Source organism: Flavobacterium sp., assembly GCF_041911335.1.
Taxonomy (GTDB): Bacteria; Bacteroidota; Bacteroidia; order Flavobacteriales; family Flavobacteriaceae; genus Flavobacterium.
In genome coordinates this window covers 1-19375 of record NZ_JAYRPD010000068.1, presented here as the reverse complement: position 1 = coordinate 19375, position 19375 = coordinate 1, and the positions used below count along the sequence as shown (strand labels likewise).

Sequence of the window (19375 nt, the reverse complement as noted above, 5' to 3'; positions counted from 1 at the left end):
ATTTGTGTTATCAATTATTGTAAACGTAGCAGTAGTTGAAGAACTATTTCCGCAATTATCAGTAGCTGTAAAAGTAACTGTTGCCGAACCAGTAGCTCCACAAGTGTCAGAAACCGAAGTAAAGTTGTTACTCCAAGTTACCGAAGAACAAACATCGCTAGCAGAAGCACCACCGTTAGAAGCTAACCAAGCGTTTAAAGCAGCCGTATTTCCAGCACCATCACATTGCACTTCTAAGTTAGAAGCTTGCACCGAAATCACAGGATTTGTTGTGTCGATGATGGTAAAAGTAGCAGTTGTAGATGAACTATTTCCACAATTATCAGTAGCAGTAAAAGTCACTGTTGCCGAACCAGTAGCACCACAAGTATCCGAAACTGAAGTAAAGTTATTGCTCCAAGTTACTGAAGAACAAGCATCGCTAGCTGAAGCGCCACCGTTAGAAGCTAACCAAGCGTTTAAAGCAGCAGTATTTCCTAAACCATCACATTGCACTGTTAGATCCGAAGCCTCAGTAGCAATCACAGGATTAGTATCATCAACAATAGTGAAAGTTGCCGAAGTAGTAGAAGCATTTCCACAAGCATCAGTAGCAGTGAAAGTCACTGTTGCCGAACCCGTTGCTCCACAAGTATCAGAAACTGCAGTAAAGTTATTGCTCCAAGTCACTGAAGAACAAGCATCGCTAGCTGAAGCGCCTCCGTTAGAAGCCAACCAAGCGTTTAAAGCAGCAGTATTTCCACTTCCATCACATTGTACTTCTAAATTTGAAGCTTGAGTTGTAATTGTTGGATTCGTTGTATCATTGATAGTAAATATCTGGCTACATGTTACAACATTTAAAATTGTATTTTCTCCAGCATCTCTTATTCCGTTATCATTTGCATCTAAGTATTCGGTAATTGTATAAGTTCGGGTTACTTGTGTATTACAACCTAAATAAGCACTATTTGAAGCAGTTATTTGAATTACACCACAAGGATTGTTTCCAATTATACCATTACCATTTCCTAAAGCTTCAAATTCTAATTCAGTTAAAAAAGTTGTTTGAGGTAATAAATCATAACATTGTAAACTTATAGGTGAAAATGTTGGACAGGTTACTAAAAATTCACAACAAACCACAGCAGAAATTGTAGTTGTGTAATTTTTAATACATCCTAAAGCATCAGTAATTGTTGCTGAATAAGTTCCTATTCCTAAGTTTGATAAATCTTGAGAAGTTGCATCAGTATTCCATAAAACGGTATAAGGAGCCGTTCCTCCTGAGATAGTTAAATCAATTGAAGCAGTTGAACCAGGTACACAAGTTAAACCTTGAACATTTGCATTTACATTAACTTCGCTTGGATAAACAATAGGAACAGAATATGTATTTGTCAATCCCATCGCGTCAGTTACTGTTAAAGTAGCTGTGTTGGATGAAGAATTATTGTAATTGAAAGTAGGATTTTCTTGTGTAGAATCAACTGTTCCATTAGAATCAAAATCCCAAGCATAAGTATAAGGAGGAGTTCCTCCATTAGTTGTTGAATCGAAATTAATGGTTGAAATATTCCCTACAGTACAACCAGAATAATCAAATTGAACGGCTAGTGGAGCAGTAATAACAACGCTTGCAGGGAATTCGCATTGTGATTTGTTATAGGTGCTACAAGAATAAGGAACTAATTCGGTTCCATTTCCTGAGGTTTTCCAAACAATTAAAATTCTATTCAGAATCATTTCTTGTCCACAAACCCATGTAAATGGGCCATAAAGCAGACGTTGTCCTGAACCAGGGGCAACTGTTCCTAAGTTAACATTTAATTGTGTAACAACACCATCAATTTCTTAATCAGCAAACATTCTTACATGATATATATTACTATTTGAATTTGATGTGTAATTTAGCATTACATACATGGTTTGAGGCACACCTGGTGTACACGTAGTATTATTTAGTGGAACGCCATTAACATCGGTTAAACTTAAAAATACATCATCTAAAGTGTAGTTATTTGACGTACAATTATAGTAATCCTGATAATAATTAGGAGCAGTACCACATAATCTTAAATCGGGTTTTGTTGTTGTAAATTGTGAATGAACAAAATTAAACCCAAGACAGATAAATAATATCGAAATGGTAATTTTTATTTTCATGAACGTTTTGATTTAATTTAACAATAATTGAAAAAATAGACCAAAAACGAGTAGTAAATGATTAATAGTTGGGGAAAAACAAAACGGGAGTAATCTTTTTTAAAATAATTTAAATTAACTTTTTTAACTCATATCTATTTCTTATAAAAAGTAATTAAAGTTCTAGTTAGGGCAACTATTGTAGAAATTTCTTGGAGCTAAATTACTCAAAAACTAATAGTTAGATACAATTAGGTCAGTGTTTTCGATAAAGTGTTAAAAAAAATCTATTAACTAACTTAAAATTAGCAAAAGCTTTAACTTCTAATTCAAAAAAAATGAGTAATTTAATTTTCTAAACTAATAACTATGAAAAATTTAATACTTATTAGACATTCTAAATCAAGTTGGGATGCTCCAGTTCAAGATATTGATAGATCTATCTCTCAACGAGGTGTTCGTGATGCGCATTTAATCGCTTCAAAAACACCAAAAATTTTACCTCCTTCTTACATTGTTTGGTGCAGTAAAGCAAAACGAACACAAGAAACGGCTTTTATATTTTCTCAATATCTTTCAATTCCACTCGAAACAATTCGTTTTTCAGAGGATTTGTACACTTTTGATGCTAAGAGCTTAGAAAAAAGCGTAAAAAATTGTGAAAATTCATATGATAGCTTAATTCTTTTCGGACATAATGAAGCTATTACAAAATTTGTTAATAAATTTGGAGACCTTTATATAGATAATGTACCAACATCTGGAGTAGTTGCTTTGCAATTTGATACCGATGATTGGAATAACATATCAAAAGGACAAACTAAAGCAACATTATTTCCAAGCCAGTTTAAAAATGAACAATCCTACAAATAACTACATAGATAGAGAAAAAAGTTGGTTAACGTTTAATGCAAGAGTGCTTCAAGAAGCCAATGATGAAAATGTACCTTTATTAGATCGATTTCGTTTTCTTGGGATTTTCTCTAACAATTTAGATGAATTTTTCAGAGTGCGTTATGCGGCAATTCGTCGTATGAGTCTTGAAACTAATGAAACTGAAAAAATTCTGGGAGTTCCAGCTAAACAGTTACTTAAAGAAATCACCGATATTGTTATCGAACAACAATCGGAAAGTTTACGTATTTTAAGTGAAATTGAAAAAAAGCTGGAAAAAGAAAATATTTTCATTATTAACGAAAATCAAGTTACTAAAGATCAAGAAAATTTTATTCACGATTATTTCATTCAAAAAGTTAGTCCGGCTGTGGTAACTATCATGTTAAATGACTTAGAAGAATTTCCTTTATTAAAGGATACTTCGGGATATTTAGCAATTAAATTGGTTATGAAATCAGAATCTCAAAACGAAGAAATTAAATATGCAGTAATCGAAATTCCTAATACGATTAACCGATTTGTAGTTCTTCCTTCTAATTCTGACAAACAGTATATTATTCTTCTTGACGATGTTATACGTCTTAACTTAAATAGTATATTTAACATATTTAATTATGAAAGCATTTCGGCTAACATGATTAAAATTACTCGTGATGCTCAGTTGGAATTTGATAGTGATTTGAGTAAAAGTTTAATGGAAAAGATTTCCAATTCGGTTAAAGAACGAAGAGTAGGAGAACCGGTTCGTTTTGTTTACGATCAAGCTATTGGAAAAGATACTTTGGAATTTTTCCTAAAAGGAATGAATATTTTAAGTTCTGATAGTATTATTCCTGGAGGAAGATATCACAATCGTAGAGATTACATGAACTTCCCAAATTTAGGTCGATACGACTTGCTTTACAGAGAAAACTTACCATTACCCGTTCCAGGATTATCATTAGAAGGTAGTATTTTAGAACGAATTAAAAAGAAAGATTACTTGCTTTATGCGCCATATCAGTCTTTTTCTTATATCATCAAATTTTTGCGAGAAGCGGCTTTAGATCCAAAAGTAGCTTCTATAAAAATTACATTGTATCGTTTGGCTAAGAATTCGCAAATCGTGAGTTCTTTGATTAATGCTGCTAAAAACGGAAAAAAAGTAACGGTTCAAATCGAATTGCAAGCGCGTTTTGATGAAGAAAGTAATATTTCCTATTCCGAACAAATGCAAACCGAAGGTATCGAATTGATTTTTGGAGTAAAAGGTTTAAAAGTTCACAGCAAAATATGTGTTATCGAGCGCATTGAAGAAGGAAGAGTTAAACGCTACGGATTTATTTCGACCGGAAATTTCAATGAAAATTCAGCTAAAGTTTATACAGATGTGACTTTATTTACAAGCAATGTTGAAATTCTTAAAGACGCTGCTAAGATTTTCGATTTCTTCGATGTGAATTATAGAGTACATCGTTACAAGCACTTAATTGTGTCACCACATTATACCAGAAGCCGTTTTAATAAACTAATTGATAGAGAAATTTTAAATGCGCTTTCAGGAAAAGAAGCTTATATTAAATTGAAAATGAACAGTATATCCGATTTTAAAATGACGGATAAACTGTATGAAGCAAGTCAAGCAGGAGTTAAAATTCAATTGATAATTAGAGGAATTTGTTGTTTAATTCCAGGAGTTAAAGGTTTAAGCGAAAATATTGAAGCCATCAGTATCGTAGATAATTATTTAGAACATTCCCGAATTTATATTTTTGGAAATGAAGGCGATCCTGAAGTTTTTATTTCATCGGCAGATTTTATGACACGTAATTTAGATGCAAGGGTAGAAGTAACCTGTCCTATTTATGATCCTGAAATTAGAAAAGAATTAATTGAAACTTTCGAAATAGGTTGGAAAGCTAACGTAAAAGCCCGTATTCATTCGGCAGATTTATTAAATCGTTACAGAAAACGTGGTGATGAAAAACCATTCAGAGCCCAACAAGAAATGTACAATTATTACCAAAACAAATTAGATGTGATTGCCGAAAACGTGCAATAAAAATATAGATGATTACAATAAAAAAATATGCAGCTATCGATATCGGTTCCAATGCCATGAGGTTATTGGTAACCAATATTGTAGAGCAAGAAGGTCAAGCGCCTCAATTCAATAAGAGTTCCTTAGTTCGTGTTCCTATTCGTTTAGGACAAGACGCTTTTACCGTAGGCGAAATTACCGAGGAAAATATTGAAAGAATGATTGACGCCATGAAAGCCTTCAAATTATTGATGAAAGTACACAAGGTAGAAAAATATCAAGCGTGTGCTACTTCAGCCATGCGAGAAGCTTATAATGGTAAAGAAGTAGTCGAAATCATCAAAAAGAAAGCCGATATTAAAATTGATATCATCGATGGAAAAAAAGAAGCCGCTATTATTGCGGCATCCGATTTAAAACAATTCATTAGTACCGATAAAGCCTATTTATATGTGGATGTTGGTGGTGGAAGTACCGAATTTTCTTTATTCTACGAAGGGAAAATCATCGCATCTAAATCGTTTAAAAACGGAACCGTTCGCTTGTTAAATAACATGGTAAACGAAGTCGTTTGGCAAGAAATTGAAAAATGGATTAAAACCAACACCGAACCTTTTGAAGACATCACACTAATTGGTTCCGGTGGAAATATTAATAAATTATTCAAATTATCTGAAAAACAACAAGATAAACCGCTTTCGTATGTATATGTGAGTTCGCAATACCAAAAGTTGAACAGCATGACATACGAACAAAGAATCGCTGAAATAGGTTTAAACCCAGACCGCGCCGATGTAATTATTCCAGCTACAAGAATCTATCTTAACGCCATGAAATGGAGTGGTGCCCGACATATTTACGTACCAAAAATTGGATTATCAGATGGAATTGTTAAGGCGATGTATTATGGGAAGATTTAATTAATTTTTATGAAAATATTTAATACGTTTATTTTTCTGTTTTTATTTTCTTTTTCGCAAGCTCAGGACGTAAAAGTTGATTTTTTAAAATTTAAATACAACATTTCTAGTGTTGCATTTTCTAGTGTTGAAATATTAATTACTAAAGAAAATCAAAAAAAAGATTATTTAGTTGTCAATATTATTAGCTATTCAGGATTGGAGAAAATAAAAACAAAAACGACAATAACAGATATTCAATTTCAAAAAATTATAGAACAATTTAAAAAAGTAAATATTTCTGAAGTCTTAAATAGTTATCAAGATATTTTAGATGGTTCTATTACAGAATTAGAAATAGGTTTTTCTATATCTGATTCCATTTCATTTAAAATGTCTGGTATTGATATCAATAAGTTGCATGATTTAAAGCAAACCATACAATTATTATTAGAAACCACAAATCTTGAAATCGAAGAGTTTAAATAGTTTTACACATCCAAATCAAACGTCTTTCTCAATAAATCTAAAGCTGGATTAATTTGTTTTAAACGTTCAAATTTTTCTTGTGGAGTGAAGGCGTATTTATTTTCAGTAGTTTCATTTACAACAACTTCAATAGTAATATCGTGGTTGTGTAATTTACCTCTTAAATAGCCTAATAATTCAATTGAACCTGATAAAAACTCTTCTTTTGTACTTTGGTTAGGAAGTTCTAATGTGATTTTTGTACCGTTTAATGTTGGGTCGTTCATTTGCATGTACGTTGCCATCAAACGTTTTCCGCTGTCTACCATTTTTTGAGCAAACTTATTCCACTGCAACAACATATCGGTTTCGTTAAAGGCTTCTGAAGGTAATTCTTCGCGATGCCTTTGAACGGTTTGTTGTTGGGCTTCTAACTCTTTTTTCGCTTTAATACTCGCTAATGAAAGTGCCGAAACTTTAGTTCCAGTTGGATTTAAATTGGTTAAAACAGGTTTTGGAATTTCAGGAACAATTGCAGCAACTACTTCATTTTGAACTTGAGGAATTTCCGTAACTATAGGTTCGTTTACAACGGTTTCAGATACAACAACAGGTTTTGTTTCCTCAGTTGGAACCTGAGTTTTAACCGTTGGAACTTCAGTAATAGAGTAGGAGTTGTTCTTGTAATACGTAGCCGGAATGATAAATTTAGCTACTTTTTTTTTTCTCCATCAAAAGTGATAGAGGCTAATTGCATCAAACAAAGTTCAACTAAAAGGCGCTGATTTTGACTGACTTTATATTTCAAATCGCATTCATTAGCTAATTCAATTCCTTTTAATAAGAAATCGTGCATGGCTTTGTGAGATTGAGCTGCATATAAACTTTGGGCATGTTCTCCCGCTTCCAATAAAGATAAAGTTGCAGGATTTTTACAAACCAATAAATCTCTAAAGTGCGAAGCCAAACCAGCAATAAAATGATGTCCGTCAAAACCTTTTGCTAAAATGTCATTGTAAGCTAAAAGCAAATCCGGAATTTTATTTTCTAAAATTAAATCCGTGATTTTGATGTAATATTCAAAATCGAGTACGTTTAAATTTTCGGTAACCGCTTGTCTAGTAAGGTTTTTTCCACAATAAGAAACGACACGATCAAAAATAGACAAAGCATCACGCATAGCACCATCTGCTTTTTGAGCAATGATGTGAAGCGCATCATCTTCAAAGGTAATTCCTTGTTCTTTCGCAATTTCCGCTAGATGTTCTTTCGCATCTTTAACCGTAATTCTTTTGAAATCAAAAATTTGACAACGCGATAAAATCGTTGGAATAATTTTGTGTTTTTCAGTAGTCGCTAAGATGAAAATGGCATGTTTAGGGGGTTCTTCTAATGTTTTCAGGAAAGCATTAAAAGCCGCTTGTGAAAGCATGTGCACCTCATCAATAATATATACTTTGTATTTTCCAGTTTGTGGAGGTATTCTAACTTGATCGATAATACTTCTAATATCATCCACACCATTGTTAGAAGCCGCATCTAATTCAAAAACGTTGAAAGAGAAATCCTCATACGGATCATCATATCCTTCCTGATTGATTTTTCGAGCTAGAATTCGTGCACAAGTTGTTTTTCCAACACCACGAGGACCAGTAAATAGTAAAGCTTGCGCTAAGTGATTCGTTTCAATAGCATTCAACAAAGTATTAGTAATAGCCTGTTGTCCGACAACATCTTTAAATGTCTGCGGACGATACTTACGAGCTGATACGATAAATTGTTCCATAAATTCTATTGAAACACAAATATAGGTTGGGAAATTCCAAAAAGCAAATTCCGCAATTCAAATTGGAGGGAATCTTTATAAAAGTTATTCACAATTTGATATTTTGCTATTAAAGTGTTGTGAAATGCTTACCTTTAATTGAAAGTTTAGCAATAGCTTCAGCATTTTTATCAGAAGAATTAGCCGAAGTTCCAGTCACAAAAACTCCTTTTAATCCATATTTTGAAACGATACCATAAACGGTTGCTTCATCATCTGGATTGGAGTTGCCTTCGTAATGATAAATGTGGTTGATGGTATAATTTTCGGGATGCAAAATAATATCTTCTTCATTTTGATTAAAATCAAATGTAAACCCTTTCTCTCTTAATTTTGTAAGCGCTTCGGAGACAGAAGCGTAGTGATAAATAGTTGACATGAGAATTAAGTATTATAAAATTTTCGAACTATAAATTTACGAATATATTAGCTCTTAAAAGCTAAAGATTATGTTAAACTATCTATTAAAATTTCTTTAAAACGATATAATTTGTTGTAAGTTTGCACCGCAGACCGCCTTATCGTCCCGCCTTGGCGGGGAGGAAAGTCCGGACACCACAGAGTAGCATAGTGGGTAACGCCCATCCGCCGAAAGGTGAGGACAAGTGCAACAGAAAGTATGTACAGGTAATGCTGTAGTGAAACCAGGTAAACTCTATGCGGTGAAATGCCAAGTATATCAGCAGTTTCTGAGCAATCAGAATAAGGGCGACTCGTCCGATGTTGAAGGGTAGGCAGCTTGAGCTAAGCAGTAATGTTTAGTCTAGATAAATGATAAGGCTCCGATTTATTGGAGACAGAATCCGGCTTATAGGTCTGCTTTTTTATTCTGTTGTTGAGATAACTTCGTTTGGATTATCTGAAACTTCTAGATTTTTATTTTTTTCAATTTCAAATAATTCTCTTTCAACGTTATTGTAATCTTTTATCACTTTGATAATTATCAAACAAAGTGGAATCGTGAAAAATTCGTTAGCTAAATTTATTTTAGTTGCTCTAGTTATTTCTTCTAATGTTTCTGCATCCATGTTTAGTCGCATTCCAATTCTTTCTAAAAAAGAAGCAATTATCCAAAGCGTCCACCAAATTCCAACAAAAGTCACATTTAATTTTTTCTTATAATCAGATTTTACTTTACAGATATAATTCTCAGTTTCAATATAAAGTTCTCTCATTATTTGATAAGGTCTGAAAAGATTCAAAATAGGAACAAACCAAGCTCCCGCAGCCCAACCTTCAGTGTGTTCTAGATGTTTTACAACTTGATGTAAGTTATAATAGGCTCTTCTAAACCAAAGAATAAAGAAAATATAGCATAGAATATAGATTCCAAAAGTTATTATTGCTACAATTCTTTGTCTCGAATCATTTAATTCTGCCTCTTCTAAAGAAAATCCTTCAATAGAATTTAGCATACTATATTGTAGTAAATCAGAAATAATTGCAATAACATTTAAAACAAATAGTATTGAAAAAATAGTAATTATATTTTTAGCTCTTTGGTTGTTATTTTTTAACATATGATAGTATTTTTTTATCCTTCATCTTCGTCTTCAAATTCTTCTTCTTCGTCGCTTTCGAATTCATAGAATGAGAAAACAGAACCGCCATAGCTTTTAGAAAAAGAAAAATTAGTCAAATGATCTAATTTGGTATGTTTAGAATGCTCTACAATTAACATTCCTTCTTCGTCTAAAAGTTCGTTTTCAAAAATAAGCTCAATTATTTTTTCAAAATTTTCTTGGCTTAAATCATAAGGCGGATCAGCAAAAATGATATCATAATTTGCTTTGCTTTTTTCTAAGAATTTGAAAACATCACTTTTGATTACGCTGATGTCTAAATCTAATTCTGTTGCCGTTTTTTTGATGAAATTTACACAACCCGTATCGCCATCAACACTAGTTATAGGTCCAGCACCACGAGATGCGAATTCGTAACTAATGTTTCCAGTACCAGAAAACAAATCCAAAACTTTTAATCCGTGAAAATTAAAGTAGTTATTCAGAATATTGAATAAGGATTCTTTACACATGTCGGTTGTAGGACGAACAGGTAAGTTTTTTGGAGCTACTAAACGGCGCCCTTTGTGTTTTCCGGAGATAATTCTCATGAATGATAAAGTATAAAGTGATTTCTCAATTCTGCAGAAGAAACGTCTAAGATTGAAGCTTTATTTGAAACATCAAGTAAAGTACAATTTCTAATGTATTGGTACGCAATTTTAAAAAATGCATCTTCTTCCGTACAATTTCCAAAAAGCTGAACTGAAATAGTTTCTGGATTTAATTGTAATTGTTCGCAAGTAAACAAGATGAAATAAATAAAATCTTCTGGTGTATTGTATTGAAATGAATTGAAAAGAATTAACTGCTGATTTTTTACCACAACAATTTCAAAATGCTCTTTTTGAAGATGAACAAAAACTTGTTTTTCTTCTTTATTCTTGGACAAATCCAAAAGTTGTTTTACTAAAATAGAATTGGCATTTTGGTATTCAAAAGTTTCGTATTGGTCTAATAAAAAGTTATTGATATTAACGAATGGCACATAAACGTTATTCATTTCGTAAGGAAAAATAACATCATGTGTAAAAAAATCAGTTTCAAAAACTTTAGTATTGTATTGCAAGTAACTTGCTAAAAAATGAACATCAAATAGGGAAGTAGGGACAAAAGTATTCAAGTTATTATCATGAATTACCATTACTTCATCAAATGATTTTGTTAAGATAGGATAATCAACAAATGTGCGCCACAATTGTTCTTCAATTACTTTATTTTTCTCAAAGTGAATTGACATTGTGTTTGTTACTTTATTGGAAAGTAAATCAAATACACAAAAAGAAAGTCCACTCAAGGAAACCTGAATGGACAACTTTTTGTATGTTTTTTGAGTAATGTCGTTATTCGTTATTACCATATTTTTTTGGCCAGTTTCCAGTAAGAGTTACTTCTTCTAGTGAACCTAAAATAATTTGAGGACCATTGATTTCGTCAATAGACTCAACTTTATTTTCTTGTTTTACTAATTCTTGATCTAAATCTTTTAATAAAGCATTTTTGTCAATAATAGCTTGGAAAACAGAAAGATTCATGTCGTTTCTTGAAACTACACCTGTTTTCATAACTACAGGAACTTCAACATCACCAACTTTTACAACATTTAATCTTTTGTATCTGTCAGAATTTTTGAATAATGAATCTTTTACTTTAACTGTTCCTAATTTTGTAATAATTACTTCGTCTTTAAAGAAACCACCAACTCCGTCAGCTCCAACTTTAATACCAAAAGCAGCATTTTTAGCAGCATCAATTACAGCAGTATCTTTTCTTGAAATAATTTCAAATTCGCCATTTTCAACAAATTTTACTAATTCATCAAAAGTGTCAGCATATTTTCCATGAACAGACTTGTAACCTGTTTGTAATTTTTTAATATCTAACATTGTTTTAACAGCTACTTCGTAGCGAGCTTCTTTTTCATTTTGAAACTCGATTGGTTTCATAATCGAAGCGTATATTAAATATACAAGAAAAAGAGAAATTCCCCATAATACAATAGTGAATAATTTTTTATTTCCTGGAGTAACAAATTTGTCAATTAGTTTAACCAACGCAAAGATTAAAATAATTAATACGACTAAATAAATAGCAATTTCTAACATTTTATTAATTTATTTTTAGTTAAATAGGTACGCAAATCTACAATTTTTTTTTCTACACAAAAGAATTTCTTGTAAAAATCATCAGTATATTTGAAAAATTAATATTGGCCAAATCTTTTTTATGACTTACAAGCTGTTTTACAATTTATTACAAAATAATTTTCCGTTTCAACCCACTCTAAAGCAGGATATTTTTTTTCAAAAAATTGCCGATTTTATTTTGAACTCAACTTCTGATGATATTTTTATCCTCAAAGGTTATGCCGGAACGGGTAAAACAACCATAATTTCTACCGTAATTAATAATTTAGCCGATGTTAATATGAAAGCGGTATTACTTGCACCAACAGGTAGAGCTGCAAAAGTAATCAGTAATTACTCAGGAAAACCGGCTTACACAATACATAAACGAATTTATTTCCCCAAAAAAAATAAAACCGGAGGAGTAAGCTTTACTTTGCAACAAAATAAATTTAAAAATACTCTTTTTATAGTAGATGAGTCTTCGATGATTTCGGATAATAATCAAGATTCTAAACTGTATGAAAATGGTTCGTTGTTAGATGATTTGTTTTTTTATGTTGATGCTGGAAATAATTGCAAACTCTTATTAATAGGTGATACCGCTCAGTTGCCGCCTGTTAACATGAGTGTGAGTCCTGCTTTGGATATTGACTCGCTTTCGCTTCATTATCAAAAAAATGTGCATCATATAGAGTTGGACGAAGTGATGCGTCAAGCGGAACATTCTGGAATTTTGTATAATGCTACTCAATTACGAGAATTACTGCATTCGCATTTTATTGATACGTTCCAATTCAAATTAAAAGGGTTTAAGGATATTGTTCGCTTGCAAGATGGATATGAAATTCAAGATGCCATTCATCAAGCGTATGATAATTATAGTATAGAAGATACCGCTTTTATTTTGCGTTCCAATAAAAGAGCCAATCAATACAACCAACAAATTAGAGCTTCTATTTTGTCCAAAGAAAGTGAAATTTCTACTGGAGATTATTTAATGGTCGTGAAAAATAATTATTTTTGGTTACCCGAAAATTCAGAAGCTGGTTTCATTGCTAATGGTGATATTGTAGAAATTCTAGAAATTAGAAAAATTCAAGAGTTGTACGGATTCAAATTTGCCACCGTAAAAATCAGAATGGTGGATTATCCGAATCAAATTCCGTTTGACACTGTTATTATGTTAGATACGATTATGAGTGAATCGCCTTCGTTGACTTATGAAGAATCGAATAAATTGTATCAGGAAGTTTTATTGGATTATGAAGAAGAACGACAACAATATAAAAAATTACAGAAAGTAAAAGAAAACCCTTATTTCAATGCGCTTCAGGTGAAATTTTCGTATGCTATTACGTGTCATAAATCGCAAGGTGGTCAATGGAAAACCGTTTTTGTAGAACAACCCTATTTACCTGATGGAATTGATGTAGATTATGTACGTTGGTTATACACCGCCATCACGCGTGCTGAAGAAAAATTATATTTAATCGGATTTAAGGATGAGTTTTTTGAAAATTAATACTTTTGTAATCAAACAAAATCAAAAATGAAAATAATAGCTGTTATTCCCGCTCGATATGCTTCCACACGTTTCCCTGCCAAATTAATGCAAGATTTGGGAGGCAAAACCGTAATTCTTCGTACGTATGAAGCCGCTATTTCAACAAATTTATTTGATGATGTTTTTGTAGTGACGGATTCTGATTTGATTTTCAACGAAATCATTTCGAATGGAGGCAAAGCCATCATGTCGATAAAAGAACACGAAAGCGGAAGCGACAGAATTGCGGAAGCTGTTGAAAATATGGATGTTGACGTTGTAATTAACGTTCAAGGCGATGAGCCATTTATAAACAAAAAACCTTTAGAAGAATTAATCGAAGTATTCAAAAACGATATCGAAAAGAAAGTCGATTTGGGTTCTTTGATGTTTCAAATTACTGACAAAGAAGAGATTAATAATCCGAATAACGTAAAAGTAATTACAGACCAACAAGGTTTTGCGTTATACTTTTCGCGTTCGGTAATTCCTTATCCTAGAGAAGAAAATGCAGGTGTTCGTTATATGAAGCACATCGGAATTTACGCTTTCAGAAAAGAAGCGTTAATGGATTTTTATCGTTTACCAATGTTATCGTTAGAAGCTTCTGAAAAATTAGAACAACTTCGTTACTTAGAATACGGAAAACGTATTAAAATGGTAGAAACTTCACACGGAAGCATTGGAATTGATACTCCAGAAGACTTAGAAAGAGCTAGAAAATTGCTTTAAAGTTCTGTTTTATCACTAAAATAGCCTTTTGTTTTAATTTTTGATGAAAAGAAATTCAAGAAAAGAATCACAAAGAACAAAAATAAAAAGACTTGTAAAATAGTAAAGACTTTTCCTTCAGTTGCTACCGGATAATAATCTCCGTATCCAATTGTAGAAGAGGTAACAAAACTGTAATAAACGGCATCGAACCAATTATTTAGTGGGGCATTCAAGTAATCTCCAGTTCTGTAAATTACTGCAAATGCCAAAACAGATTCTAAATAATTAAAAAATAATAGCAACATCGATCTTTTATATGACCTTGGTTGTGAAAATAAATCAGAAGCAAAAATTAATGTTGGAATGTACAAAACAGTTTCCAACAATATGTAAATTAATACTAAAACGACATAATTGTTGGTTTGCCAATCATTTATAAGTATTAAAATTGGAAATACGACTTTAGCCAAAATGTAAAAGTCCATTGCCAAATCTTTGTACTCGTGACCCAATTTATTTGCAAAATGCTTAATGTATATTCCTGGAAATAGGAGTTGGGAAGAAGATAAAAATAAGCGAACGATTTTTTCAATTCCGTTATCTTCTTCATGGTCATTATTCCAAATAGCTCTTATATTTAGAATAGTTTTTTTCAGAGGACTTATATTGTGATGGGTAATTTTATTTACTTTTCCAACCAATAATTTTTTAACAACACTCATTATGCTAATTTTTTAATAGTAAACAGTTCGTTATGAACTTCAATTTTTGGATATAATCTTACCGAATAATTAGTATCAAATTTATTTTTATAATCAACATTTCTTCTTCTATCTTGATAACCTAAAACCATAGTATTAAACAAGATAAATCCATTTACATTAAGTAAAAAGTTAATACGATTAATAAAGAAATCTTCAAATAGAAAGTTGGGCATTGTAGTATCTTGAAAGATATCGATAATGATTAAATCGTATTTTTCTTTGGTTTTTAAAACGAATTCAAAAGCGTCGTCATTCACAATTGAAACATTGTTATAATTTCCTAATCCAAAATATTTTGTTGCTAATTCAATCACATCGGCATCAATTTCAACTCCTGTGATTTTTCCTTCAAATTTGATTTCTTTTTTTAGCGTTTCAATTACACTTCCGCCAGCAACACCTAAGACTAAAATAGAATTAAAATTCTGAATTCGTTCATAACCAATGTATTTCAATCCTTTTTTAAGCACACGTTGCAAGCTTCCGAAAGAATAATTGGTATTCTCCGAATCCAAAACTAAATACCCATTATTCCAGGTAACTTCAAGGTTTTTACTGTAAACCGATTTCTTTTGATGAATTTTTACAGGTAATAAAAAACTAAGTAAGCGCTTAATCATGTAACTTTGTTTGTAATCGTAAATATAATTTTATTTTTGTCTCAAAATAGCCTCTCATGAAACAAATTATATACAAATTTATTTTCTGTAAAATTTTTGGATGGAAAGTAGTTGGAACAATATCACCAATAGTCAAAAAATGTGTCATTATAGCCGTTCCTCATACAAGTTGGTGGGACTTTTTTCTAGGGATTTTCTCTCGTGGAATTCTAAATTTAGAAATTAATTACGTGGCTAAGAAAGAATTATTTGTATTTCCTTTTAATTATTTCTTTACTTGGACAGGCGGAACGCCTTTAAATCGTCAAAAAAACGAGAATAAAGTAGATACTATCGCGAAAATATTTCATGAAAAAGAAGTTTTTAGATTAGCTATTGCTCCAGAAGGTACAAGAAAAAAAGTAACCGAATGGAAAACAGGTTTTTATTACATGGCCCTAAAAGCAAATGTTCCAATTATTCCTGTAGCGTTTGATTACGGAAGAAAACAGGTGGTGTATCACGAACCATTTTATCCAACAGGAAATATTGAAGCTGATTTAAAATTTTTAAAATCGTATTACAAAGATGTAATTGGTAAAATTCCTGAAAAAAGTTTTACAGATATTTAAAAAATAGAACTCTGGAGCAATTCAGAGTTTTTTTATGGTTTATAGTTTTTAAAAGTACCATTTTTAAAAAACACTACAATGCGCTCAATTTCTTCATGAGAATTATTTTCTGTTTTAAACGATTCTACAGGATTAGGTTCTGAAAGAGTAGAAGCAATTCCTTTTTCTACAGTTGAAAATAAATCTGGTTCCGAATTAGTTGTTTCTATAAACGATAATGTAGAAGCTTTTTTTTCTTCTTCTAAAACTGTCTGAGTTGCATTTTCTGATTTTGGAAAATTACCTTTTCCATTCAAAATCCAATACAAATCTACTTCAGGAAAAACCTCAATTACTTTAATGATAAAATCCAAGCTTGGTTTGTTTCTACCAGAGAGTAGGTGAGACAAACTCGAGCGCTGTACATTTATTTTATCTGCAAAAGCCGAAGCTGATAAATTGTAATAATCGAGTATGATTTCTAACCGTTTAATAAAATCATCAATGTTTACCATTGTAAATAGTTGTTTTGAATTATAGAGTTACAAATGTAAACAAAGCAAAAGGAATATACAAGTTTACAGATGTGAATAATGTAAATAGAATTAAATTTAAACTTTATATAGAATAGTATAACTAATTGATTTTAAATAAATAATTATTGATTTTGGTAACTTATTTAATATTGTAAATTAAATTAATATTATCATTTATAAGTAGCAATTAAAATCGTTTACAAAAGTAAATTCCATGTTGTTTGATTGTGTTTACAAATGTAAAATTAAAGTTGTTTACATTTGTAAATCAAAATAGAATCATGGATTATTTACAATTAGCAACTCAATATTTAGAACCGAAACTTAAAGGGAAATACATTTATTTAGATATCATTTTACCTCTTTTAAACTCTTTGAATTCGGATTTTGAAATTACAGAAATTGGAAAATCGGTTCAAGGAAGAGTTATTCATCAAGTAAAAATTGGAAATGGAACTACCAAAATTTTGATGTGGTCTCAAATGCATGGAAATGAATCTACGACAACTAAAGGGTTGTTTGATTTCTTTAATTTCTTGAAATCTGATAATGAAATAGCAAATCGAATTAAATCGGATTATACCTTAATATGCATTCCTATGTTAAATCCAGACGGAGCTTTCTTGTATACGAGAGAAAATGCTAATAAAGTAGATTTGAATAGAGATGCTTTTAATGCTACGCAGCCTGAAATGCAAGTCTTGCATAGCGTTTATAAAAGTTTTCAGCCAGATTACTGCTATAATTTACACGATCAACGAACTATTTTTGGAACAGAAGGCTTTAATTTACCTGCAACCGTCTCTTTTTTATCACCAGCTTATAATGAAGAGAGGGAATATAACGAAGTGCGTTTAAAAGCAATCCATATAATAAACAATATGAATAATGCGTTACAACTTTATATTCCAAATCAAGTTGGGCGTTTTGATGATGGTTATAATGTGAATTGTACAGGAGATTATTTTACAACACAAAATACACCAACGATTTTGTTTGAAGCTGGGCATTATAAAGATGATTATAATAGAGATATTGTAAGAAAATTTATTTTTATTTCGCTTTTGAGTTCATTTGACGGAAGTTACGAAAACGTTATAGTTGATAAAGAATTGAATAATTATTTGAAGATTCCTCAAAATAATAAATGTTTTTATGATTTTATTTATAAAAATGTCAAAATTATTGATAATAATGTTGAAAAAATAATTAACTTTGCAGCTCAATATACTGAAGTAGTACAAAATGGTCAGTTAAAATTTGTAGCAACTATTACTAAAATAGATGATTTACAAAATTTTAAAGGTCATTTAGAGTATGATTGTAAAGAAGGCTTGTTTTTAAGTAATGGGATTCACTTTCCTATTTTAGAAGAAAAAGCTGATTTTTTTATCAATAATTTAACAGAATTTAACAATGGTGTAAAAATTATTTGATAAATTTGCTTCAGATTTGAATAAAAATCAAAAAATTAACAAATATTATAAGCACTTATGAGTAAGTTTCGTCTAGATGAAGTAGATCATCAAATTTTGGACATGTTGATTGATAACACGAGAGTTCCTTTTACAGATATTGCAAAAAAACTTTTAATTTCTGCAGGAACGGTTCACGTGAGAGTTAAGAAAATGGAAGACGCAGGAATCATTCAAGGTTCTTCTTTGACATTAGACTATGAAAAATTAGGATATTCTTTCATTGCTTATGTTGGGGTTTTCTTGCACAACACGTCTCAAACTAAATTCGTTTTAGAACGAATTAATCAAATTCCATTCGTAACTGTTGCTCACGTAACTACTGGAAAATTCAATATTTTCTGTAAAATTAGAGCTAAAGATACTAAACACGCTAAAGAAGTTATCTTTATGATAGATGATATCGAAGGTGTGTACAGAACTGAAACCATGATTTCTTTAGAAGAGAGTATCAACGACAAAAAACGATTGATGCATACGATTTTTAAAGAATTGTAAAATACGAAAGCCTCTTATTGAGGCTTTTTTTATATCTTTAAGTTATGAAAAATTTACAGCCAAACGAATTTGCTCCATATTACGAGAATTATATCAAATTAGTTCCTGAGCAAGATATCATTAAAGGACTTATAAAGCAAAAAGAAGAAATGTTGCATTTCTTTAAATTGGTTCCTGTTTTTAAACATGAATTTCGATATGCAGAAGGGAAATGGACGGTTAAAGATATTATATTGCATCTAATTGATGCGGAAAGAATATTTGCGTATCGTGCTTTACGTATTGCTAGAAATGACAAGACTGCTTTACCAGGTTTTGAAGAAAATGATTATGTTGTTGCTGCAAATGCTAATAATAGAGAATATGAAAATCTATTAACAGAATACGAAACAGTAAGAAATGCTTCTATCAGTTTATTTGAAACTTTTACAAGTGAAGATTTACTCCGATTAGGAACAGCTTCTAATAATAGTGTTTCGGTAAGAGCTATTGGATATATCTTGTTGGGACATGAATTACATCATAAAAACGTAATTTTAGAAAGATATCTATAATAAAAAAGGGATTCAATTTTAGACTGCACCCAAAAGTTTAGACAAATTTATAATTAATTTTGATAATAGTGAGCTCGATATTTAATCGGGCTCATTTTGTTTAGATTTGATTTAATTCTTTCGTTATTGTAATAGTTTATATATTGTTTTATTTCAT

The 19375-nt window shown here is 31.1% G+C and carries 23 protein-coding genes and 1 other RNA gene; 11 read left to right on the top strand and 13 right to left on the bottom strand.

The genetic code is table 11. From position 1 onward, the window contains the following. Together ACE3PD_RS10650 and ACE3PD_RS10645 are read right to left on the bottom strand one after the other, a co-directional pair. Window positions 1–1725 (bottom strand): PKD domain-containing protein (locus ACE3PD_RS10650; protein ID WP_374402275.1); only part of this gene is annotated, 1725 nt, incomplete at its 3' end. 108 nt (window positions 1726–1833) lie between these two features. Continuing rightward, window positions 1834–2145 carry a hypothetical protein gene (locus tag ACE3PD_RS10645; protein ID WP_374402273.1) on the bottom strand — a complete coding sequence of 104 codons (312 nt, stop codon included), beginning with the start codon at window positions 2143–2145 and terminating at the stop codon, window positions 1834–1836. 348 nt (window positions 2146–2493) lie between these two features. Here ACE3PD_RS10645 and ACE3PD_RS10640 point away from each other — a divergent pair, with 348 nt between their 5' ends. The 4 genes from ACE3PD_RS10640 to ACE3PD_RS10625 are packed head-to-tail and all read left to right on the top strand — an operon-like array spanning window position 2494 to window position 6429. Further along, window positions 2494–2997 carry a histidine phosphatase family protein gene (locus ACE3PD_RS10640; RefSeq protein WP_374402271.1) on the top strand — a complete coding sequence of 168 codons (504 nt, stop codon included), beginning with the start codon at window positions 2494–2496 and terminating at the stop codon, window positions 2995–2997. Beyond that, a complete protein-coding gene (gene ppk1, locus ACE3PD_RS10635; RefSeq protein ID WP_374402269.1) occupies window positions 2978–5062 on the top strand; it encodes a polyphosphate kinase 1 in 2085 nt (694 codons plus the stop codon). Before ACE3PD_RS10640 ends, ppk1 begins: the two co-directional genes overlap by 20 nt. 8 nt (window positions 5063–5070) lie before the next feature. Continuing rightward, a complete protein-coding gene (locus tag ACE3PD_RS10630; protein ID WP_374402267.1) occupies window positions 5071–5961 on the top strand; it encodes a Ppx/GppA phosphatase family protein in 891 nt (296 codons plus the stop codon). Window positions 5962–5970: 9 nt separating this feature from the next. Continuing rightward, window positions 5971–6429, top strand: coding sequence for a hypothetical protein (locus ACE3PD_RS10625; protein ID WP_374402265.1), 459 nt, complete (start codon window positions 5971–5973; stop codon window positions 6427–6429). Between the two features lie 2 nt (window positions 6430–6431). Here the strand turns inward: ACE3PD_RS10625 and ACE3PD_RS10620 are convergent, their stop codons facing one another. The 3 genes from ACE3PD_RS10620 to ACE3PD_RS10610 form a co-directional block, all read right to left on the bottom strand. Further along, window positions 6432–6770 carry a DNA polymerase III gene (locus ACE3PD_RS10620; RefSeq protein ID WP_374402263.1) on the bottom strand — a complete coding sequence of 113 codons (339 nt, stop codon included), beginning with the start codon at window positions 6768–6770 and terminating at the stop codon, window positions 6432–6434. A gap of 350 nt (window positions 6771–7120) precedes the next feature. Continuing rightward, the gene (gene dnaX / locus ACE3PD_RS10615) at window positions 7121–8194 is read right to left on the bottom strand and encodes a DNA polymerase III subunit gamma/tau (protein WP_073585050.1); all 1074 of its coding nucleotides are present in this window, start codon (window positions 8192–8194) and stop codon (window positions 7121–7123) included. Between the two features lie 109 nt (window positions 8195–8303). After that, window positions 8304–8612: a hypothetical protein gene (locus ACE3PD_RS10610; protein ID WP_374402261.1), complete on the bottom strand. Its 309-nt coding sequence runs from the start codon at window positions 8610–8612 to the stop codon at window positions 8304–8306. Between the two features lie 126 nt (window positions 8613–8738). Between ACE3PD_RS10610 and rnpB the strand changes: the two genes are divergently transcribed. After that, window positions 8739–9060, top strand: an RNA gene (gene rnpB, locus ACE3PD_RS10605) — RNase P RNA component class A. Here the strand turns inward: rnpB and ACE3PD_RS10600 are convergent. Genes ACE3PD_RS10600 through ACE3PD_RS10585 form a run of 4 tightly spaced genes read right to left on the bottom strand, consistent with a single transcriptional unit; the run spans window position 9058 to window position 11900 of the window. Further along, window positions 9058–9753: a DUF4328 domain-containing protein gene (locus ACE3PD_RS10600; protein ID WP_374402259.1), complete on the bottom strand. Its 696-nt coding sequence runs from the start codon at window positions 9751–9753 to the stop codon at window positions 9058–9060. The two genes, rnpB and ACE3PD_RS10600, sit on opposite strands and share 3 nt — an antisense overlap. A gap of 14 nt (window positions 9754–9767) precedes the next feature. Continuing rightward, window positions 9768–10346, bottom strand: a complete 579-nt coding sequence (rsmD, locus tag ACE3PD_RS10595; protein WP_374402257.1) for a 16S rRNA (guanine(966)-N(2))-methyltransferase RsmD — start codon at window positions 10344–10346, stop codon at window positions 9768–9770. Further along, window positions 10343–11155 (bottom strand): DUF3822 family protein, encoded by an 813-nt coding sequence (locus ACE3PD_RS10590; RefSeq protein ID WP_374402255.1) that lies wholly within the window; start codon window positions 11153–11155, stop codon window positions 10343–10345. The genes rsmD and ACE3PD_RS10590 overlap by 4 nt, the downstream gene beginning before the upstream one ends. Further along, complete coding sequence (locus ACE3PD_RS10585; protein WP_374402253.1) at window positions 11139–11900, bottom strand: hypothetical protein; 762 nt, start codon at window positions 11898–11900, stop codon at window positions 11139–11141. The genes ACE3PD_RS10590 and ACE3PD_RS10585 overlap by 17 nt, the downstream gene beginning before the upstream one ends. A gap of 121 nt (window positions 11901–12021) precedes the next feature. Between ACE3PD_RS10585 and ACE3PD_RS10580 the strand changes: the two genes are divergently transcribed. Both ACE3PD_RS10580 and kdsB read left to right on the top strand, forming a co-directional pair. Next, entirely contained in the window at window positions 12022–13446 is a 1425-nt protein-coding gene (locus ACE3PD_RS10580; protein WP_374402251.1) for an ATP-dependent RecD-like DNA helicase, read from the top strand. 27 nt (window positions 13447–13473) lie between these two features. Beyond that, window positions 13474–14199 carry a 3-deoxy-manno-octulosonate cytidylyltransferase gene (gene kdsB, locus ACE3PD_RS10575; protein WP_374402249.1) on the top strand — a complete coding sequence of 242 codons (726 nt, stop codon included), beginning with the start codon at window positions 13474–13476 and terminating at the stop codon, window positions 14197–14199. Here kdsB and ACE3PD_RS10570 read toward each other — a convergent pair. Both ACE3PD_RS10570 and ACE3PD_RS10565 read right to left on the bottom strand, forming a co-directional pair. Further along, the gene (locus ACE3PD_RS10570) at window positions 14196–14903 is read right to left on the bottom strand and encodes a potassium channel family protein (protein ID WP_374402247.1); all 708 of its coding nucleotides are present in this window, start codon (window positions 14901–14903) and stop codon (window positions 14196–14198) included. The two genes, kdsB and ACE3PD_RS10570, sit on opposite strands and share 4 nt — an antisense overlap. Further along, the gene (locus ACE3PD_RS10565; RefSeq protein WP_374402245.1) at window positions 14903–15565 is read right to left on the bottom strand and encodes a spermidine synthase; all 663 of its coding nucleotides are present in this window, start codon (window positions 15563–15565) and stop codon (window positions 14903–14905) included. Before ACE3PD_RS10565 ends, ACE3PD_RS10570 begins: the two co-directional genes overlap by 1 nt. Before the next feature lie 56 nt (window positions 15566–15621). On the opposite strand from ACE3PD_RS10565, the gene ACE3PD_RS10560 reads away from it, so the two are divergent. After that, window positions 15622–16176 carry a 1-acyl-sn-glycerol-3-phosphate acyltransferase gene (locus ACE3PD_RS10560; protein WP_374402243.1) on the top strand — a complete coding sequence of 185 codons (555 nt, stop codon included), beginning with the start codon at window positions 15622–15624 and terminating at the stop codon, window positions 16174–16176. Window positions 16177–16208: 32 nt separating this feature from the next. Here the strand turns inward: ACE3PD_RS10560 and ACE3PD_RS10555 are convergent, their stop codons facing one another. Further along, a complete protein-coding gene (locus ACE3PD_RS10555; protein ID WP_374402241.1) occupies window positions 16209–16670 on the bottom strand; it encodes a helix-turn-helix domain-containing protein in 462 nt (153 codons plus the stop codon). 302 nt (window positions 16671–16972) lie between these two features. Between ACE3PD_RS10555 and ACE3PD_RS10550 the strand changes: the two genes are divergently transcribed. The 3 genes from ACE3PD_RS10550 to ACE3PD_RS10540 are packed head-to-tail and all read left to right on the top strand — an operon-like array spanning window position 16973 to window position 19218. After that, the gene (locus tag ACE3PD_RS10550; protein WP_374402239.1) at window positions 16973–18127 is read left to right on the top strand and encodes a M14 metallopeptidase family protein; all 1155 of its coding nucleotides are present in this window, start codon (window positions 16973–16975) and stop codon (window positions 18125–18127) included. Window positions 18128–18184: 57 nt separating this feature from the next. Further along, on the top strand, window positions 18185–18664 hold the full coding sequence (locus ACE3PD_RS10545) for an Lrp/AsnC family transcriptional regulator (RefSeq protein WP_026726210.1): 480 nt from the start codon (window positions 18185–18187) through the stop codon (window positions 18662–18664). A 44-nt stretch (window positions 18665–18708) separates the two neighbouring features. Beyond that, window positions 18709–19218 (top strand): DinB family protein, encoded by a 510-nt coding sequence (locus tag ACE3PD_RS10540; protein WP_374402237.1) that lies wholly within the window; start codon window positions 18709–18711, stop codon window positions 19216–19218. A 53-nt stretch (window positions 19219–19271) separates the two neighbouring features. On the opposite strand, the gene ACE3PD_RS10535 is transcribed toward ACE3PD_RS10540, so the two are convergent. Then, window positions 19272–19370: an IS3 family transposase gene (locus ACE3PD_RS10535; protein WP_374398722.1), complete on the bottom strand. Its 99-nt coding sequence runs from the start codon at window positions 19368–19370 to the stop codon at window positions 19272–19274. Window positions 19371–19375 lie beyond the last annotated feature (5 nt).

Coding starts and splice junctions, on each gene's coding strand:
- ACE3PD_RS10540 (WP_374402237.1), top strand. CDS start 18,709: ATGAAAAATTTACAGCCAAACGAATTTGCTCCATATTACGAGAATTAT.
- ACE3PD_RS10545 (WP_026726210.1), top strand. CDS start 18,185: ATGAGTAAGTTTCGTCTAGATGAAGTAGATCATCAAATTTTGGACATG.
- ACE3PD_RS10645 (WP_374402273.1), bottom strand. CDS start 2,145: ATGAAAATAAAAATTACCATTTCGATATTATTTATCTGTCTTGGGTTT.
- ACE3PD_RS10630 (WP_374402267.1), top strand. CDS start 5,071: ATGATTACAATAAAAAAATATGCAGCTATCGATATCGGTTCCAATGCC.
- ACE3PD_RS10565 (WP_374402245.1), bottom strand. CDS start 15,565: ATGATTAAGCGCTTACTTAGTTTTTTATTACCTGTAAAAATTCATCAA.
- ACE3PD_RS10600 (WP_374402259.1), bottom strand. CDS start 9,753: ATGTTAAAAAATAACAACCAAAGAGCTAAAAATATAATTACTATTTTT.
- ACE3PD_RS10580 (WP_374402251.1), top strand. CDS start 12,022: ATGACTTACAAGCTGTTTTACAATTTATTACAAAATAATTTTCCGTTT.
- ACE3PD_RS10620 (WP_374402263.1), bottom strand. CDS start 6,770: ATGTTGTTGCAGTGGAATAAGTTTGCTCAAAAAATGGTAGACAGCGGA.
- ACE3PD_RS10625 (WP_374402265.1), top strand. CDS start 5,971: ATGAAAATATTTAATACGTTTATTTTTCTGTTTTTATTTTCTTTTTCG.
- ACE3PD_RS10640 (WP_374402271.1), top strand. CDS start 2,494: ATGAAAAATTTAATACTTATTAGACATTCTAAATCAAGTTGGGATGCT.
- kdsB (WP_374402249.1), top strand. CDS start 13,474: ATGAAAATAATAGCTGTTATTCCCGCTCGATATGCTTCCACACGTTTC.
- ACE3PD_RS10590 (WP_374402255.1), bottom strand. CDS start 11,155: ATGGTAATAACGAATAACGACATTACTCAAAAAACATACAAAAAGTTG.
- dnaX (WP_073585050.1), bottom strand. CDS start 8,194: ATGGAACAATTTATCGTATCAGCTCGTAAGTATCGTCCGCAGACATTT.
- ACE3PD_RS10570 (WP_374402247.1), bottom strand. CDS start 14,903: ATGAGTGTTGTTAAAAAATTATTGGTTGGAAAAGTAAATAAAATTACC.
- ACE3PD_RS10585 (WP_374402253.1), bottom strand. CDS start 11,900: ATGTTAGAAATTGCTATTTATTTAGTCGTATTAATTATTTTAATCTTT.
- rsmD (WP_374402257.1), bottom strand. CDS start 10,346: ATGAGAATTATCTCCGGAAAACACAAAGGGCGCCGTTTAGTAGCTCCA.
- ACE3PD_RS10550 (WP_374402239.1), top strand. CDS start 16,973: ATGGATTATTTACAATTAGCAACTCAATATTTAGAACCGAAACTTAAA.
- ACE3PD_RS10555 (WP_374402241.1), bottom strand. CDS start 16,670: ATGGTAAACATTGATGATTTTATTAAACGGTTAGAAATCATACTCGAT.
- ACE3PD_RS10610 (WP_374402261.1), bottom strand. CDS start 8,612: ATGTCAACTATTTATCACTACGCTTCTGTCTCCGAAGCGCTTACAAAA.
- ppk1 (WP_374402269.1), top strand. CDS start 2,978: ATGAACAATCCTACAAATAACTACATAGATAGAGAAAAAAGTTGGTTA.
- ACE3PD_RS10560 (WP_374402243.1), top strand. CDS start 15,622: ATGAAACAAATTATATACAAATTTATTTTCTGTAAAATTTTTGGATGG.